Origin of the sequence: Burkholderia savannae (assembly GCF_001524445.2) — a bacterium.
Lineage (GTDB): Bacteria > Pseudomonadota > Gammaproteobacteria > Burkholderiales > Burkholderiaceae > Burkholderia > Burkholderia savannae.
The window spans coordinates 262,455-279,163 of the sequence record NZ_CP013419.1; the positions used below are offsets into that span (position 1 = coordinate 262,455).

The window sequence follows — 16,709 nt, forward strand, 5'->3', positions numbered from 1 at the left end:
ATGAATCTCCCGACTCTTCCCCGCACTTACTACCTCGTTCCGGTATCGAGCCACACCGGCCTCACATCGATGACCCTAGGCCTCGTCCGGGCGCTGCAGCTCGCCGGCGTGCGCGTCGGTTTCGTCAAGCCTATCTCCCAGCCCGAGGCGGCGACGAACGATTGCGATCTGTCCCCCCACTTCGCACGCACCCTGTGCGGCACCACGACGCCCGCGCCGATCACGTTTGCCCGCGCTGCCGAAATGGTGCGCTCGGGACAACTCGCCGGCCTAATGGAGGAGGTCGTCGCTATCGTCGAAAGCGCGCGCAAAGGCTGTCACGTGATGGTCGTCGAAGGCTTGATTCCCGATGTCGATTTTCAGATCGCGACACGCCTCAATATCGAAATGATCCGCTCAATGGGCGCCGATCTGGTGCCCGTGATGGCCGGAGGCACGCGTACCACGCCGGAACTAGCCGCCATCGCTGCGGCGGCGACCGAGCAATACAGCAACGGCGGCCGGCGGCCGCTTGCCGGCTTGCTGATCAACCACTGTAGCGAAGCGTGTGCCGCCGCGCTCGGTGAAGCGGGTAGCCTGCAGCTCGCGGATTCGGCGTGCAATGTGCCGATCCTCGCTGCGGTGCCGACCAACGACCACCTGTCAGCGCCGCGCACGCTCGACGTTGCCAACGCTCTCAATCTGAAAGTGCTCCGCCGCGGTGACATCGGAACGGCGCGTGTCGAGAGCTTCGTGGTCGCGGCCCGCTCGCCGGAGAAGATGATCCCGCATCTGAAGAGCGGAACGCTCGCGGTCACGCCCGCGGACCGGTCTGATGCGGTTCTCGCCGTCGCTCTCGCCGCGCTGCGCGGGATGCCGCTTGCGGGGCTGCTCCTCACTTGCGGCGACAAGCCGTCCCGCGAGGTGATGAATATGCTCGATGCGCCGCCGCTCGATCGCCTGTCGATCCTGCTGTCGGACGAAGATACCTTCACGGTCGCCGCCCGCCTTTCGAGCCTGTCGACCCATGTGCCTGCCGACGACGCCGTACGCATGGACCGCGTGCTCGACTTCATCGCGGGCAAGGTCGATACGCGGCCGTTCGCGGCGCGCGTGGCCTTGCCAGCCGAGATGCTGATGCCACCGCCGGTGTTCCGTCACCGTCTTGTCGGCAGCGCCCGCGCTGCCAACCGTCGGATCGTGCTTCCCGAGGGCGACGAGCCGCGCACGATCGCCGCTGCCGCCATCTGCGCCGAGAGGGGCATCGCCCGCCCGGTACTGCTCGGCGAACCGGAAACGATCCGCTCGGTCGCCGCCGGTCACGGCATCGAGCTGCCGGAATCGGTCGAAATCATCGACCCGGACACCATCCGTGACACCTATGTAGAGCCGATGTGCGAACGTCGCCGTACGAAGGGGCTAAACGCGCTGCAGGCACAGAAGCAGTTGGAGGACACCGTCGTGCTCGGCACGATGATGGTGGCCGAGGGCGATGTCGACGGCCTGGTTTCCGGCGCCGTCCACACGACGGCCAGCACGGTGCGCCCGGCGCTGCAGCTCATCAAGGCCGCGCCGGGCTCGAACATCGTTTCGAGCGTGTTCTTCATGCTGATGCCAGATCAGGTGCTGGTCTACGGCGACTGCGCGATCAACCCCGATCCGAACGCGGTTGAGCTCGCTGAAATCGCGATCCAGTCGGCCGACAGCGCGAAGGCTTTCGGCATCGATCCGCGCATTGCGATGATCTCCTACTCGACGGGCTCGTCGGGCTCCGGCGACGACGTCGAGAAGGTGCGCGAGGCGACCGCGCTCGTGCGCGAACGCCGACCCGATCTCATCATTGACGGCCCGATGCAGTACGACGCTGCTACTGTGGAGAGCGTCGGCAGGCAAAAGGCGCCGGACAGCCCGGTTGCCGGACGTGCCAACGTCTGCATCTTCCCTGACCTCAACACGGGCAACACGACCTACAAGGCGGTGCAGCGTTCGGCGAACGTCGTCTCGGTCGGCCCGATGCTGCAAGGGCTGCGCAAACCGGTGAACGATTTGTCGCGTGGCGCGCTCGTCGACGATATCGTCTACACGATCGCGCTGACGGCCATCCAGGCAACTGCTCGCGACGGGAATCCGAACCGCGCGGTACTGCCAGCCCCTGCCGCAGTCGCCGCCTAATCTACAAATGCGAGGAATGCTGTGAAGCCAGTAACTGAAATTTCGGCGGGGGCTGCCGACCCAGCAACCGGCACCGAGAAACGCACGGCAGAGGTGCCGCTCTTCAATGCCCTTACACCGCCCGCGATCGCGCGCGCGGCCGAAGACCTAGGCGTCAAGAAGGCCCACTACGACATCGCAACGCTCTTTGTGCTCGCCATTCTCGGCGGCGCGTTCATCTCGTTCGGTGGTTTTTTCGCGATCGTCGCGATGTCGGGAGCCAACGGCTATATGTCGTTCGGGATCACGCGGCTCGTCGGCGGCGTGGTGTTTTCGCTCGGTCTCGTGCTGATCATGTGTGGCGGCGCACAGCTCTTCACGGGCGATTGCCTGATGGTGATGGCCTGGGCGAGCAAGCGTCTGCGCTTTCGCGAGATGATCCGGGTCTGGGTGACGGTCTGGGTCGGCAACGGGATCGGGGCCGTCGCCACTGCCGTGCTGCTCTTCCTGGGCGGCACTTACAAGATCGGCCATGGCGCGTTCGGCGCAAGCGCGCTTGCGCTCGCGTCGGCCAAGGCCAACGACGTGCCGATGGAAGCATTCTTCCTCGCGATCCTCTGCAACGTGATGGTCTGCCTTGCGGTTTGGTTGTCGCTCGCGGCTCGCTCGCTCACCGATAAGATGCTCGCTATCGCGCTTCCGGTTGCCATGTTCGTCGCCGCGGGCTTCGAGCACTGCATAGCCGACATGTTCTTCGTGCCATTCGGCCTGATGATTGTGAAATGGGCGCCACAGTCGTTCTGGCTCGACCTCGGTCATGGGACCGTTGCAGCAGCACCGCCGATTCCGCTCGAGCACTTTCTCGGCAATCTCGCGCTGATCACTGCGGGTAACTGGATCGGTGGCGCGCTTCTCGTCGGCGCGGTCTACTGGTTCGTGTTTTGCAGAAAGCGCGGTCATTGATGCAGCGACCGGGCCGTGCGACGCGGCGGCCGGATGGAGCACGTCTTCATCGAAACAATGGCCTCACACAATCGCGAGCCGCGCCTTAAGTGGCCCGAGAAAACGGCGGCTGACCGGTATCTTCTGATCGCTGAACGTGACAATCTCGGCAAGCCCGTTTTGCTGAAACACGATCTCCCGAATGGCTTCCGGATTGACCAGTACCTGCCGATGGCAGCGAATCAGCGAAGTGCGCGCTTCCAAGGTCTTCAGCGTGAGCTCGGTGAAGCGCTCCTGCCCCCCCCGGCCGCCCACGAATGCGCCGCTCGCCTTCGAGATCACGTACTCGATATCGGCCACCTTCACGAGATAGATGCGGTCCTGTCCCGAGCACGGAATCTGCGTGAGCATCTGGCTCGGATCGAACAGCGCAGGCTGCGGGAGGCTCGCTTCGCGCAGGCGTTCAATCGTTTTCGCGAGCCGCTCGTGGTCGGCAGGTTTCAGCAGATAGTCGAACGCGTTCTCCTCGAACGCCTTGAGTGCGTATTCCTCGTGCGCCGTCAGGAACACGACCTTCGGCTTGCGCCCGGGGTCGAGCATGGTGAGCATTTCAAGTCCCGTCACGCGCGGCATCTGGACATCGAGGAACACGACATCGGGTGAGAGGCGGTTGATTGCCGCGATCCCTTCGACCGCGTTCCCGCATTCACCGACGATCGTCACGTCCTCGAAGGCTTCCAGGAGCCGTCGCAGCTCGTCGCGGGCCGGCGCTTCGTCGTCGACGATGATGATGTTCATAGCGTTGTGCTCTCCATCGGGATACGCAGCGTGACGCGCGTCCATACGTCGTCTTCGCACATTACCGTGGTGCCGTAGCCCGGGCCGAAGCTGTTCCTGAGACGCTTGTCGACGAGATTCATGCCGAGTCCGCCACATGGCAAGTGCTCGTCGTAGAGCCCCGCATTGTCGGTCACTTCGATGAGCAGATCATCGCCGTCGCGTCTGGCGGCGATGAACACCGCGCCCTTGCCGATCAATTGTGACGTGCCATGCTTGATCGCGTTTTCGACGATCGGCTGGATCGAGAAGGCCGGCAGGCGCACGCCGGAAAATTCGGGCGGGATGTCGATCTGCACGTCGAGCTTGCCCGCAAAGCGCGCCTTTTCGATCTCGAGATAGGCCTCGACGTGCTCGAGCTCGTCTTCGAGCGGCACTTCCTCGCTCGGGCGCTTCAGATTCTTGCGGAAGAACGTCGACAGGTTCTGCACGAGCTGGCGGGCGCGCTCGGGATCCTTGGCGATGACGGCGGCGAGCGTGTTCAGCGTGTTGAACAAGAAGTGTGGATTGATCTGCGCCTGCAGGAGCTTCAATTCCGACTGCGTCAACATCTGCTTCTGGTCTTCGTAGCGGCCGGCGAGGATCTGCGCGGACAAGAGGCGCGCGATCCCTTCACCGAGCGTGCGGTTGATCGTCGAGAAGAGCTTGGTCTTGGGTTCCGCAAGAATGATCGTGCCGATCACGCGCTCCTCTTCGCCAAGCAACGGAATCACGAGCGCGGCGCCGAGCGGGCACGTCGTCGGACAGATCGGGCACTGGTAGGCGAGTTCGTTGCCGTCCGCGTAGACGACGACGTTGCGCTCGATCGCCTCGATGGTCTGCAGCGACGTGATCGGCGTGCCCGTGAGATGGTGATCGTCGCCGATACCGATGAAGGCGAGCACCTTGTCGCGATCGGTGATGGTGACGGCGCCGACGCCGGTTTCCTCATAGACGATGCGTGCTACGCGCGTCGCGTTCGCCGTGTCGAGCCCGCCCCGCAACGCGCCTTCGGCGCGCGCTGCGATCTTCAGCGCCCGCGCCGAGAAGAGGCTTGACTGCCGCTCAAGCGCCTGGCGGCGGTCGAGCAGGATGCTCACGAACATACCAGCGCCGAGTGTGTTGGCGAGCAGCATCGGCACCGCGATGTGGCCGACGAGCTGGTGAGCGAGGCTCCCGGGCTTCACCATCACCAGCAGGATGGCCATCTGAACGAGCTCCGCGACAAACGTGACGAGCGCCACGCCGATCGGCTGCAAGAGGCGCTTGAGCCGGCCGCGGCGGATCATCCACAAATGGTAGAGCCCGCCGATCAGCCCCTCGGCGACCGTAGACACCATGCAGGCGAACGCAGTCGGTCCGCCGATCGTGTAGCGATGCAGTCCGCCGGTCAACCCAACCGCAAAGCCAACGATGGGCCCGCCGAGCGTACCGCCGAGCACCGCGCCGATCGCACGCGTGTTGGCGATCGAGTTGTCGATGTCGAAGCCGAGGTAGGTGCCCATGATGCAAAAGAGCGAGAACACCACATAGCAAGCGATGCGATGCGGCAGGCGCATGCTCACGTGCATGAACGGCAGGAAAAGCCGCGTGCGGGTGAACAGGTACGCGATGACCAGATAGACGCAGGTCTGGACGATCAGCATAAAGCTCAAGTGGGCGGTGTCGGTCGACAGCACGATGGCCAGACGAAGGGCTTGGTTACGTTCGCTTTACAGTGCGGGGAGCGAGATGCGCGAAGAGGCCGACCAGGCCATCGGAACCCGGCGAGACGAAACCATCCTCTTCATCCTGGAAATACAGAATGAGACATTTTCCGACGGATGTAAACAGTGATCTGAGGCGAATTTTGTGACCAATCAGGCAGTGAGCCTCGCGTCGATATTATCGGAATCCAGCCAGGCATGTCCGCGGGCGGCGTTTTAGAGCCGATCTGGGGGCGGCGTAATCGAGCCACCTCATGGGCGACGTAAAGGAGCCACCCAGGGAGCGCCAGCGGTAGCGGGCACAAGCGCAGTTCGAACGTTCCAAGTCGGTACGCTCCGTTCTTTTGAGCTGAGCGCCTATGGGCAACAGGAGGTTCGAATTGTTTGAGTATCGTCACATCCTTGTGCGCATGCGACGCGGTGATTCCGACCGCGACATTGCGCGGCGACGCCTGATGGGCCGAGCCAAGCTTGCAGCCGTACGGCAGGAAGCCCAGTCGCGAGGCTGGCTCGATCCGGCGCAACCCATGCCGGAAGACGCCGAAATCGCAAGCGTCTTCGACAGCATTCCGAAACAGGTGCCAAGCAGTAGCGTCTCGACGGTTGAACCGCACCGGATTTGGTGGAGGCTCCAACTCTTGAGAGAATGGAGCCATGAACAAGTCGAACAAGTTTTCTGCTGAAGTCCGAGAACGTGCAGTCCGCAGGTGCGCGAGCATCGCGACGAGTATCCGTCACAGTGGGCGGCGATTGAATCCATCGCCCCCAAGATCGGCTGCACGAGCCAGACATTGTTGGGGTGGGTCAAACGAGAAGAAGTCGATTGCGGCGAGCGTGAGGGGGTCACCACGTCGGAACGTGAACGCCTCAAGGCACTGGAGCGTGAGAACAAGGAACTGCGCCGTGCCAATGAGATTCTGAAGCTAGCGAGCGCATTTTTCGCCCAGGCGGAGCTCGACCGCCGCCTGAAGTCCTGAAGGCCTTTATCGATCAGCATCGCGACACCTTCGGGGTCGAGCCGATCTGCAGTTTGCGAGCCCAGTAGTGCGCGCTGGCGCACGCCTCCATCCCGATTACACAGGCGGGGAGGTTGGCGAAGAACTCCGCAACGTGATTTCGCTTGAGCACTTTCTTCAGCACGGTTCGGCCATGCTCATTTACACCATGGACGGCAAAAATATTCTTCGCCAGATCGATGCCAATCGTCGTAATCTTCATGATGGGCGCTCCCCTCGGTCAGGTGGTTGCTTTGACACTTCCACTTTGGCACATTGATGCCGCTTCGGGTGGGGGCGTCCATTCCATTACATTTGACATTAGCTCGCTTTCGAGTTCGCGCCTGAACGCCGCAGTATCGAGCGGCGTGTGAACGGCGTCCCGAGCTTGCGCGTGAGACAGGTTGAACGCAAGCAGAGGGGCGGTAGGCATGCTGGCGCCCGCGCGTCCGAGCGCAATCCGCGCATCGGTGAATCGGCGCAACGCGCTCCACGGGTTGGCGGCGATCGACCGTGCGCCGCTATCGTCCAGGGCGTCGTCCGTCATGATTCGATCCAGTCGATCAGCAACGGGTTGCGCGACTGCCCTTGAATCTGCCCGCGTTTGTCCGTGATTTGCATTGCACTGAGCCAGTCCTCGAACTCCGGCGCGCGCTTTAGATCGAGCAGGCGCCGGATATAGAGCGCGTCGTGAAAAGACGTGCTCTGGTAATTGAGCATGATGTCGTCGGCGCCAGGCACGCCCATAATGAAGTTGATATTGGCGGCGCCGAGCAGCGTGAGCAGGGTGTCCACGTCGTCTTGGTCGGCCTCCGCGTGGTTCGTATAGCAAATGTCGCAGCCCATCGGCACCCCGAGCAGCTTGCCGCAGAAGTGATCTTCCAGGCCGGCGCGGATGATCTGTTTCCCGTCATACAGATACTCGGGACCGATGAAGCCGACCACCGTATTCGTGAGAAACGGATTGAAGTGCCGCGCGACCGCGTACGCTCGCACTTCGCAGGTCTGCTGGTCAACGCCATGATGCGCGTTCGCGGACAGCGCGCTGCCCTGGCCGGTCTCGAAGTACATCAGGTTTTGGCCGACCGTACCGCGCTTGAGCGACAGCCCCGCGTCGTACGCTTCGGCGAGCAGCGACAGCGATACGCCGAAGCTCGCGTTCGCCTTCTCCGTGCCCGCGATCGACTGGAAGATCAGGTCGACGGGCGCGCCCTTCTCGATTGCGGCGAGGGTGTTCGTCACATGCGTGAGCACACAGGTCTGGGTGGGGACGTCATAGGCGCGGCGGAACTCGTCCATCATCGTCAACAGCGCGGCGATCGCCGCGAGAGAGTCAGACGCCGGGTTAATGCCGATCATGGCGTCGCCGCAGCCATACATCAGACCATCAATCATCGAAGCCGCGATGCCCTTTACGTCGTCAGTCGGGTGGTTCGGCTGCAGGCGCACCGAAAGATGGCCCGACAATCCCACCGTGTTCCTGAAGCGCGTGATCACGGGCCGTTTGCGCGCGACGAGAATCAGATCCTGGTTGCGCATTAGCTTCGATACCGCTGCGACCATCTCGGGCGTGAGCCCCGCGCTGATGCGCACGAGCGCCGCCGTATCGGTGGTATCGGCCAGCAGCCAGTCGCGAAAGTCACCAACCGTGAGATGCGAGATCTCCGCGAAGGCCTCCGCCGAATGCGCATCGATGATGAGGCGCGTGACCTCGTCGCTTTCATAAGAGATCAGCGCTTCGTTCAGGAAGGCGGCGAGAGGCATCTGCGCAAGCGCCAGTTTCGCCGCCACGCGCTCCTCTTCCGACGCGGCGGCGAAACCGGCAAGCTCGTCCCCGGAGCGGCGCGGGCTCGCTTTGGCAAGCAGCGCGGCGAGGCCATCAAAACGATAGGTGCGCGCGCCGATGGTTTCACGAAAGTTCATTTCTGCGATCTCGCCGGCGGATATCGGAAAGCTCTAGACGCCGTTGCCGCCGACGGTCCTTTGGCTCTTCCATTGCCCCTGCTGGACTTCGAACAGGGTGTAAGGCGGCTTGATCAGATCGCCTTGCGGATCGAACGCAATCTTGCCTGTCACGCCCGTGAAGGTCACCTTCGGGAAGGCCGCGACGATCTTCGCGCGATCGAGCGAATCGGCGTCATGGATCGCCTTGAGCATTGCTAGCGCCGCGTCATAAGCGAACGGCGCATACAGCTCGACGTCCTCGTTGAAGTGCGCCTTGTAGCGCTTCGCGAATTCCTGTGCGGCAGGGAGCTTGTCGAGCGCCGGGCCCGGCTCCAGATCCCGCGTGCCTTCGCCCGCCGTGCCGGCGATCTGCAGAAATGCATTGCTCTTCAACGCTCCGGCGCCGAACAAGCGCGCCGGCATGCCGAGCGAGCGCATCTGCTTGACGAGCATCGCCCCTTGTTCGTCGAGCCCGCCAAAAAAGATCATGTCGACATTCTTCTGCTTCAGCGTGGTCAAGATCGCACGGAAATCAACCGCCTTGTCGTTCGTGAACTCGCGGTCGACGACATTGCCGTTCGCTTCTTTGGCGCCTTTTTCAAAGGCGTCGGCGAGACCTTGGCCGAATGCGGTGCGGTCATCGATAATGCCGATGCGCTTCGCCTTCAACTGCTGGACCGCGAACTGGCCCGCGATCACGCCGCCGATGCCGTCGTGGCCCATCGTGCGGAATACGTTGGTGAACCCCTGGTGAGTCAGCACCGGATTGGTCGAGCCCGGCGTGATCATTGCGATATTTGCTTTATGGTAGACGGCCGACGCCGGAATGCTGCAGCCCGAGTTGTAGTGGCCGATGACACCGACCACGCCGTCATCGATCATCTTCTGCGCGATCTGGACCGCGACGCGCGGGTCAGCCTGATCATCCTGCACATCGAGCACGAACTTGACCGGCTTGCCGCCGATCGTCGGGTTCTTCGCATTTTCCTCGTCGAGCGCGAGCTGCGCGCCGTTTTGCAGATCCTTGCCGACGCGGGCGACGGGCCCCGTCAACGGACCGGCGAATCCGATCTTCACGATCTCTGGTTCCGCACCATATGACGGCGCATGCGCGCATAGGAGTGCAAGTGCTAGTGCGACTACCACGTTTCGGCGTTTCATGATTCCGTCCTCGTTTGTGCAGACAGTTGCGGTGGTTAAAAGCGACGCGGGCTATAAGGCTCGAGATCGATGGGAGGCATGCGGCCGGCGATCAGGTCGGCGACGATGCTGCCTGTCACGCCGCCCAGCGTGACGCCCAAGTGCTGATGCCCGAACGCGTAGACAACGCGCGGCGAGGCGCTCGACGCTCCGACGACCGGCAAGCCGTCGGGCAAGCTCGGCCTGAAGCCGAGCCAATTGCTGTCCGGTTGATGCAGGCCCGGCAACGCTTCCTGCGCGGAAGTCGTAATCAGGTTCAGCAGCTCCGGGTTCTTCTGTGGTCCAAATCCGCCGAGCTCGACGGTGCCCGCCGCGCGGATGCCGCCGTCCATCGGCACCATGTAGAAGCCGCGCTCGGCCCAGCCGCACGGGCGGGAGATCAGCGACGACGTGCCGGGAAAGCGCACGTGATAGCCGCGCTCGGTATCGAGCGGCACACGGTCGCCGCATTGGCGTGCGAAGCGGCCCGACAGCGCGCCCGTGCAGACGATCGCGTGCTCGGCGCCGTGCACGCGGCCGGCTTCGTCGACGATGCGTACGCCGCTCTTCTGCGGCTCGAGCGAGCGGACCGCGGTGCGCTCGTGCTGCAGCCCTTGGCGCACCATCGATTCATACAGCACCTGCAAGAAGCCGCGCGGGTCGCTCAGGAACCAGCTGTCGTTGAACATCGTGCCGTGCGCGAAGATCGGCGCGAGGTTCGGTTCGAGTTCGCGAATGCCGTCGCGCTCGAAGTTTTCGAATCGCACGCCGAGCGAACGGCGTAAGGCGAGTGACGGTTGCGCCGACTGGAACGAGTCTGCGTTCGAGTACAGGTACAGGCATTCGCGTTCGCGCACGAAGCTCGACAATCCATCGATCGAAAGCATCTCCCGATACCCCTCGAACGCGCACCTCAGCAGGCTCGCCAGCGCTTTCGCGCTGTGCTCGTAACGCTTGGGAGTCGCGTTCAGCAGAAAACGTGCGAGCCACGGTGCGAGGTGCGGCACGTAGCCCCAGCGAATCCTGAGCGGGCTCGTCGCCGAGAACAGGAATCGCGGCAGGTTGCGGAACACGTCCGGGTTGTTGACGGGGATGCACGCGTAGTTCGCGAACGTGCCCGCGTTGCCGTACGACGTGGCTTCACCGGGGCCGAGCGCGTCGTAGAGCGTCACCCGGTGGCCGTCGCGCATCAGCCAGTACGCGCTCGACAACCCGATGAATCCCGCACCAAGGACAGCGACGTCGGCCATTATTTTTTCCAGTCTGCGGCAGGGGCCGGGAACGCGCGGCGGCGTGCGTCGCGGCGCGACGAGGTATTGCGCCGATGGGCATGCGGTGTGGCACCGCTGGAGGCGATAGGCTCGTGGCCTATTGCCCCGGCGGCACGTTCGCGCTGTTTGCGCGTGAGAACGAAAGCGACCGACACGACCGCGACGCTGCCAAGGCTCGCCATCAACTGGCTCGCGAGCGAATGGTCGAAGCCCATCGCGATCAGCACGCCGGCAATCGCCGCGACCACGGCATAGGAGAGCCACGGAAACAGCCACATCTTGAGCGTCAGGCGCTCGGGCGCGCTCGCCTCGATGCGCCGCCGGATGACGATCTGCGAGACCGCGATCGCGAGATACACGAAGAGCATGATCGCGCCGGACGCGTTGACGAGATATAGGAACACGCCCTGCGGCGAGACGATCGCCGCGACGATCGCGACATAGCCGACCACGCTCGAGAGCAGCACCGCGAGGCTCGGTACTTTGTTCGGCGATAGCTTGAGGACCGCATGCGGTGCGTCGCCGCGTTCGGCAAGCCGGAACATGATGCGCGACGACACGTAGAGCCCCGAATTCAGCGCCGACAGCACGGCCACCAGCACGATCGCGTTCATCATGTCGGCGGCGCAGGGGATGTGCATCGTCTCCAGCGCGGCGACGAACGGCGAGTAGCCGACCTTGATCGACGCCCACGGCACGATGCAGGCGATCACGAACATCGAGCCGACATAGAACGTGATCACACGCAGGATCACCGAGCGCGTCATCGCGGCGACGTTCTTGCTCGGGTCGTCCGATTCGGCGGCGGCGATCGTCGCGATTTCGGCACCGCCGACCGCGAAGATCACGGTCGGCACGCTCGCGAAGATCGACATCATGCCGAACGGCAAGAAGCCGCGGTCGCTGGCGAGATGCTGCGCCGTCTGATGCCACGACGAGAAGCCGAACAGATAGCTCGCGCCGACGACGATGAACACGATGATCGCCGCGACCTTGATCGACGCGAACCAGTACTCGAACTCGCCGTACGACTTCACCGACAGCAGATTGATGGCGGTGATCACGGAGAGCAGCACGAGGCCGATCGCCCAGACCGGGGCCGGTATCCAGCGCTGCAGGATGCCGGCGCCCGCCACCGCCTCGACGGCGACGACGATCACCCAGAAGTACCAGTAGAGCCAGCCGTTGGTGAAGCCGGCCCAGTTGCCGAGGCCGATGCGCGTGTATTCGGTGAACGAGCCGATGCCGGGCGTGGCGATCGCCATTTCGCCGAGCATGCGCATCACGAACAGCACAACGACGCCGGCGAGCAGATACGACAGGCACGCGGCAGGTCCCATCGCGCTGATCGTGGCGCTGCTGCCGACAAAGAGGCCGGCGCCGATGATCCCGCCGAGCGAAATCATCGTCACGTGGCGTTTTCTGAGCGCCGTGCCGAGATGGGCCGTGTCGGGCGTCTCTGGGGTGGTGGTGGGCTGTCGATCTGCCACAAGCGTCTCCTCCTGTACTACAGTTCGGGATCGCACCGCTGAGCTGGCGCCGTACAAACGATGGGCTTATACTCACACAAAGATTTTTTGTGCGCAATTGATTTGCCTTTGTGTGGACTTAGGTGTTTTCCCCGATGCCGCAGCGCTCTTTGTCGCCGGATGGCGGGTGAGTCCTTGATTCACGACCCGATAAAGGGTTTAGTATCTGTTCCATGGACGTATGCCGTGCACTGCGTGGCGAGATTTGTGCGGGCGAACGATAGTTTTGTATGGAGTTTCTACCTGAATGAATACCGAAATAAATCACACAAATGGTGAAGAAAATCTCCAGACAAAGGGACGCCAAGCCACCTACCTGGAGGTGTCGCGCAATCTCGAAGAGAAAGTGCGCAGCGGGCTCTACCCGCCGGGCAGCCGCCTGCCGCCGCAACGCGACCTCGCGCTGGAGCTTGGCCTAAACGTGTCGACGGTGTCGCGCGCGTACAAGGAGCTGCAGGCGCGCGGGCTGATCGTCGCGAGCAAGCGGCGCGGATCGATCGTCACCGGGGGCGCGATGCCGTCGGTGCACGCACGAGCGGAAAACAGCCCGAGCGCTGCCGCCGACGTGAACGCGGTAATCGACCTGACCGTCAATCGCCCCGCGACCGGCGAATTCCTCACGCAGCTGGCGCGCACGATGGCAAATCTCGCGCGCGATCCGCGCTATCCCGAGACGCAGGAATACCAGCCGCCGCAGGGGCCCGATTGGGCGCGCGCGGCTGGCGCGCAGTGGATCGCCGCGCCGGGTTTCGCACCGCTGGCTGATAACGTGGTCGTGACGAGCGGCGCGCAGCACGGCCTTTACGCGGTGCTGAGCAGCTTGATGGGCCATGAGGGCGTGATCCTCTCGGATCAGTTGACCTACTACGGGCTCAAGGCGCTTGCGCCCGTGTTCCAGTTCGAGATCGTCGGGATTCCGAGCGACGGCGAAGGGCTGCTGCCGGACCGTCTCGAAGACGCGTGCAAGCGCATGCGCGTGAAGGCGATCTTCGTCGTGCCGAATCTGCAGAATCCGACTGTCGTGACGATGAGCCTCGCGCGCCGCGTGGCGCTCGTCGATATCGCGCGGCGCCATCACATCGCGATCATCGAAGATGACGTGTACGGTCCGCTCTTGCGCACGCGTCTGCCGACAATCGCGAGCCTGTGCCCCGAGCTGACCTTCCATGTCGCTTCGACGTCGAAGATCCTCGCGCCCGGGCTGCGCATCGGCTACCTGCATACGCCGCCGCATGGCGCCGCGTTGGCCGCTGAGGCCGTGCGCACGACGGCGTGGATGCCCGCGCCGCTCTCGACGCTGATCGTCACGCGCTGGATCGAGGACGGCACCGCGCACACGATCCTCGAGGCGCAGCGTACCGAACTGCAGGCCCGCCAGGAAATCGCGCGCGAATTGCTGCCGGCCGAGTTGCTGCACAGCGATCCGGCGTGCATGTTCGTCTGGCTGCGCGTGCCGCCGCCCTGGCGTTCGGACGATTACGCGGCGAATGCGCTTGCGCGCGGCGTCAATGCGATGCCGGCGTCGGCGTTTGCGGTGGACCGCTCGACCGTCGAGCACGGCGTGCGGATCAACCTCGCCTGCGCGGCATCGCGCGAGCAGTTGACGCACGCGCTGCAGATTCTCGCGCACACGCTTCGCGACCGGCCGCGGGCGCTGTTCGGCACGATCTAGTGGCAAGTGCTGAATACGTTGCTCGTGACGCGCTCACGAAGATATGGATTGGCCGGCGATCTGGATTCCGCGGTTGCACCATTGGGAGGCCGACGAGCGATCGATAGCTGCCGCTCATGATGTGCGCTTGTCAACGGCGCATACGGGTCCGTTGCCGGTCTCGGTATACCGCAGCGCGTCCTGCGGGTGCGATCGAGTCTCGGCCGTTTCGTCGGTCAGCCGCGGCCTGACGCGGACCGGCGATGGGACAGACCTCATCCACCCACAGAGCGACGTGCTATAAGCGCTGACCCGGCTTAGCCTTAGCGTACGATTTTTTCCGAATTCTGAAGCCACCCCGTGTTCATCGACGATGCAACCGGACGGCTGCCGTAGGAGGCCAGCATCCAATCGCGCGACATCGTTCGGGCGTCTGTCGCAATCACTTGAAATTGGTATCAAATGTTTTATAATCAGGTATCAAGTGATACCTTTGGGGGCGCTATGTTGCTTGTTACTCCGGAAGCCGTGGCTGACGTTATGGAGCTTCGGCCCGTACCGCATACGCTCGCGGAACTTGAAGCGCTCGTGCGCAGCGGACTACCGAAATCTGCATTGCGTGCGGGCGTCGAGCACGCTACGCAAGGGGCAGATGCTCGACGCACGTTGCTGGCGCGCATCATCCCCGAGGCCACCTATAAGCGGCGTCGTGACCGGCTCACTCAAGACGAATCGGAGAAGACAGAGCGGCTTGCACGGATCGTCGCAACCACATCATACGTCTGGAGTGACGAAGATGATGCGCGGGAGTTTCTGGCGACACCGCATCCGGAACTCGAGGGGCGTACGCCGCTCGATGTTGCGCTCACCGAACTCGGCGCGCGTCGCGTCGAGGAATTGCTCTGGAAGTTGTTCTACGGGCTGCCGGCATGAAGCTGTTCCGCATCGCCGATACACGTCACTCGATCTGGAGCGGCACCGGTGCGATGTTGGTTGGCGGCCGATTCAATAGTCCCGGACGCCCTGTCATCTATGCGGCGTTGAGTTTCGCTGGCGCCATGCTCGAGGTGCTGGTGCATGCGCGCATTGGGAAGGTACCCAAGACGCATGGATGGGTCGAGGCGACGGTACCCGACGAAGTGGTCATCGAACGCCATACCGCGGCGACACTACCGGAAGGATGGGACGCACCCGCACAACATTCCGCACGGCGGTTCGGCGATGCGTGGCTGGCTGAAAGCCGTACTGCCATCTTGATCGTTCCCTCGGTCGTCGCACGCGCCGAGTTCAATGTGCTGGTTAATCCCGCGCATCCGGACGCCATGCGGATCGTAGTATCGGATCCACAGTCGGTTGTGTGGGACGAGCGGCTCTTTGTCGCCCCACCCGGCGGCACCTCGTAATGCGTGGACGCTTGAGGTTTTCGTGGGTATGAATAGTCGAGGGCGCTGCGGACATCTTTCCCAGCCGAAGGCCGCTTGCAGGATAGGTGTAGTTTGCTTAGCAACTCGGCTCCGTCCACCTCGATCCGGCTCCGGATGGGCACATCGCGTCGACGGCGATCACGGTCTGCACGAGATCGTTGATCGCCGCTGGATACTGCCGCTCGAGCGCGACTTCGGATGCACAGCCGAAGGCAGCCGCAGTCGCTGCTGCGATCGCGTGCATGCGCTCTCTTCTCTTTGATGCTGACTCATGCCGTTCCCTATTTTTGAAAGTGCATAACATTCTCTAAAATACCGAAAGCGATGAGGCACGCGTATGAAGCTCCGCACCTTTTCTTGCTTGCGCCGCGGCGACAAGCGGAAAGCGAAGCTATTGGCTCCGGCTGTTCCACTCGGCGGCGGCTGGCTTTCTGGATGGCTGGCATGGCTGCCATTCGCATGAAGGAAAACTCCTTCCTGCCATCGGCGAACCCCATACTGTGGTCCAGGCCGCATTCGCCCTTGGCCACCTCGAAGCTGATCTTGATTTCCCGCCGGCGGGCCGCAACGTTGATGAGCGTTTGTCGTGAAGCCGCCCTGCGTAGCGCATACTCGACGTAATAGGCGTGTTCGCGCTTCTCGTCAAGGCTGCGCCGTACCAGTAGGTAATGCTCGAAACGACGTTCTTCCGCCGTACGTGAACTATCTTCTACAACACCCTCGGCTGCGTCAGCGATGACTGCCGAGCCAAATTGATCAGCGCTTCCCTAATCGAGTCGAAGTTCGCTTTTCAAGCGATTCGCGATGCCGACCAGATCTTTCAACGCATCGTGCAGTTCTTCGCCACTGCGCTCGCCAGATACGCGCGATAGCGCCAGCAGCAAGGCTTCGTCGGCGTCTGCCGCCAGTATCACGCTGCCGGCATAGTTGTATTGCAACAATCTTTTCAACGTTTCCGGATCTTCCGGCAGCGCGCCCAGCGGGCAGACCATTTCTAACCCGGTGGGCGATTCGTCAAAGTGGACGGCCAGATTCTCGTCAAAGAACAGTACCAGATCTTCGTCGTCCCATTCCAATCCCATGATTTCATACAACGGCGATAACAAGCTATACATGTCTTTT

13 protein-coding genes, 4 pseudogenes and 1 other annotated feature are annotated in these 16,709 nt (G+C 62.9%); of the genes and pseudogenes, 7 read left to right on the forward strand and 10 right to left on the reverse strand.

Annotation, left to right across the window (positions count from 1 at the left end; genetic code table 11):
• Positions 1–2,151: a phosphate acetyltransferase gene (pta, locus tag WS78_RS34870; RefSeq protein ID WP_059577709.1), complete on the forward strand. Its 2,151-nt coding sequence runs from the start codon at positions 1–3 to the stop codon at positions 2,149–2,151.
• Positions 2,152–2,172: 21 nt separating this feature from the next.
• Complete coding sequence (locus WS78_RS34875) at positions 2,173–3,093, forward strand: formate/nitrite transporter family protein (RefSeq protein WP_082717321.1); 921 nt, start codon at positions 2,173–2,175, stop codon at positions 3,091–3,093.
• 63 nt (positions 3,094–3,156) lie between these two features.
• On the opposite strand, the gene btsR is transcribed toward WS78_RS34875, so the two are convergent.
• Both btsR and WS78_RS34885 read right to left on the reverse strand, forming a co-directional pair.
• On the reverse strand, positions 3,157–3,870 hold the full coding sequence (gene btsR / locus WS78_RS34880; protein WP_059577701.1) for a two-component system response regulator BtsR: 714 nt from the start codon (positions 3,868–3,870) through the stop codon (positions 3,157–3,159).
• Positions 3,867–5,534: a sensor histidine kinase gene (locus WS78_RS34885; protein WP_059577698.1), complete on the reverse strand. Its 1,668-nt coding sequence runs from the start codon at positions 5,532–5,534 to the stop codon at positions 3,867–3,869. Before WS78_RS34885 ends, btsR begins: the two co-directional genes overlap by 4 nt.
• 440 nt (positions 5,535–5,974) lie before the next feature.
• On the opposite strand from WS78_RS34885, the gene WS78_RS36865 reads away from it, so the two are divergent.
• Positions 5,975–6,277: a hypothetical protein gene (locus WS78_RS36865; protein ID WP_157131174.1), complete on the forward strand. Its 303-nt coding sequence runs from the start codon at positions 5,975–5,977 to the stop codon at positions 6,275–6,277.
• Positions 6,249–6,627 (forward strand): annotated as a pseudogene (locus tag WS78_RS34890) (transposase); the annotation flags it as partial. The gene WS78_RS36865 and the pseudogene WS78_RS34890, both read left to right, overlap by 29 nt.
• Positions 6,526–6,648 (forward strand) — a sequence feature (AL1L pseudoknot). (Overlaps the previous pseudogene by 102 nt.)
• Here WS78_RS34890 and WS78_RS34895 read toward each other — a convergent pair.
• From WS78_RS34895 to WS78_RS34920, 6 genes and pseudogenes are all read right to left on the reverse strand, one after another.
• Positions 6,618–6,812 (reverse strand): annotated as a pseudogene (locus WS78_RS34895) (IS110 family transposase); the annotation flags it as partial. (Overlaps the previous feature by 31 nt.) The pseudogenes WS78_RS34890 and WS78_RS34895 overlap by 10 nt on opposite strands.
• A gap of 105 nt (positions 6,813–6,917) precedes the next feature.
• Positions 6,918–7,136, reverse strand: a pseudogene (locus tag WS78_RS34900) (ethanolamine ammonia-lyase light chain EutC); the annotation flags it as partial.
• Positions 7,133–8,512, reverse strand: a complete 1,380-nt coding sequence (locus WS78_RS34905) for an ethanolamine ammonia-lyase subunit EutB (RefSeq protein WP_059577683.1) — start codon at positions 8,510–8,512, stop codon at positions 7,133–7,135. The gene WS78_RS34905 and the pseudogene WS78_RS34900, both read right to left, overlap by 4 nt.
• A 33-nt stretch (positions 8,513–8,545) precedes the next feature.
• Positions 8,546–9,694, reverse strand: a complete 1,149-nt coding sequence (locus WS78_RS34910) for a branched-chain amino acid ABC transporter substrate-binding protein (RefSeq protein WP_059577677.1) — start codon at positions 9,692–9,694, stop codon at positions 8,546–8,548.
• A 35-nt stretch (positions 9,695–9,729) separates the two neighbouring features.
• Positions 9,730–10,962 carry an NAD(P)/FAD-dependent oxidoreductase gene (locus WS78_RS34915; RefSeq protein ID WP_059577673.1) on the reverse strand — a complete coding sequence of 411 codons (1,233 nt, stop codon included), beginning with the start codon at positions 10,960–10,962 and terminating at the stop codon, positions 9,730–9,732.
• A complete protein-coding gene (locus WS78_RS34920) occupies positions 10,962–12,389 on the reverse strand; it encodes an amino acid permease (RefSeq protein WP_082717326.1) in 1,428 nt (475 codons plus the stop codon). Before WS78_RS34920 ends, WS78_RS34915 begins: the two co-directional genes overlap by 1 nt.
• A 370-nt stretch (positions 12,390–12,759) precedes the next feature.
• Here WS78_RS34920 and WS78_RS34925 point away from each other — a divergent pair, with 370 nt between their 5' ends.
• The 3 genes from WS78_RS34925 to WS78_RS34935 all read left to right on the forward strand — a co-directional run bounded on the left by WS78_RS34925 (position 12,760) and on the right by WS78_RS34935 (position 15,566).
• The gene (locus WS78_RS34925) at positions 12,760–14,184 is read left to right on the forward strand and encodes an aminotransferase-like domain-containing protein (RefSeq protein ID WP_059577670.1); all 1,425 of its coding nucleotides are present in this window, start codon (positions 12,760–12,762) and stop codon (positions 14,182–14,184) included.
• Positions 14,185–14,667: 483 nt separating this feature from the next.
• A complete protein-coding gene (locus WS78_RS34930; protein ID WP_059577666.1) occupies positions 14,668–15,096 on the forward strand; it encodes an antitoxin Xre/MbcA/ParS toxin-binding domain-containing protein in 429 nt (142 codons plus the stop codon).
• Positions 15,093–15,566, forward strand: coding sequence for an RES family NAD+ phosphorylase (locus WS78_RS34935; protein ID WP_059577662.1), 474 nt, complete (start codon positions 15,093–15,095; stop codon positions 15,564–15,566). Before WS78_RS34930 ends, WS78_RS34935 begins: the two co-directional genes overlap by 4 nt.
• Positions 15,567–16,022: 456 nt before the next feature.
• Here the strand turns inward: WS78_RS34935 and WS78_RS38565 are convergent.
• Together WS78_RS38565 and WS78_RS34945 are read right to left on the reverse strand one after the other, a co-directional pair.
• Positions 16,023–16,282: pseudogene (locus tag WS78_RS38565) on the reverse strand (IS701 family transposase); the annotation flags it as partial.
• 72 nt (positions 16,283–16,354) lie between these two features.
• The gene (locus tag WS78_RS34945) at positions 16,355–16,702 is read right to left on the reverse strand and encodes a CesT family type III secretion system chaperone (RefSeq protein WP_059577659.1); all 348 of its coding nucleotides are present in this window, start codon (positions 16,700–16,702) and stop codon (positions 16,355–16,357) included.
• Between the last annotated feature and the right edge of the window lie 7 nt (positions 16,703–16,709).

What these genes read in the sequence shown, in the direction of transcription:
- pta (WP_059577709.1), top strand. Translation starts at nt 1, where the DNA reads ATGAATCTCCCGACTCTTCCCCGCACTTACTACCTCGTTCCGGTATCG.
- btsR (WP_059577701.1), bottom strand. Translation starts at nt 3,870, where the DNA reads ATGAACATCATCATCGTCGACGACGAAGCGCCGGCCCGCGACGAGCTG.
- WS78_RS34885 (WP_059577698.1), bottom strand. Translation starts at nt 5,534, where the DNA reads ATGCTGATCGTCCAGACCTGCGTCTATCTGGTCATCGCGTACCTGTTC.
- WS78_RS34905 (WP_059577683.1), bottom strand. Translation starts at nt 8,512, where the DNA reads ATGAACTTTCGTGAAACCATCGGCGCGCGCACCTATCGTTTTGATGGC.
- WS78_RS34910 (WP_059577677.1), bottom strand. Translation starts at nt 9,694, where the DNA reads ATGAAACGCCGAAACGTGGTAGTCGCACTAGCACTTGCACTCCTATGC.
- WS78_RS34915 (WP_059577673.1), bottom strand. Translation starts at nt 10,962, where the DNA reads ATGGCCGACGTCGCTGTCCTTGGTGCGGGATTCATCGGGTTGTCGAGC.
- WS78_RS34920 (WP_082717326.1), bottom strand. Translation starts at nt 12,389, where the DNA reads ATGATTTCGCTCGGCGGGATCATCGGCGCCGGCCTCTTTGTCGGCAGC.
- WS78_RS34925 (WP_059577670.1), top strand. Translation starts at nt 12,760, where the DNA reads ATGAATACCGAAATAAATCACACAAATGGTGAAGAAAATCTCCAGACA.
- WS78_RS34930 (WP_059577666.1), top strand. Translation starts at nt 14,668, where the DNA reads ATGTTGCTTGTTACTCCGGAAGCCGTGGCTGACGTTATGGAGCTTCGG.
- WS78_RS34935 (WP_059577662.1), top strand. Translation starts at nt 15,093, where the DNA reads ATGAAGCTGTTCCGCATCGCCGATACACGTCACTCGATCTGGAGCGGC.
- WS78_RS34945 (WP_059577659.1), bottom strand. Translation starts at nt 16,702, where the DNA reads ATGTATAGCTTGTTATCGCCGTTGTATGAAATCATGGGATTGGAATGG.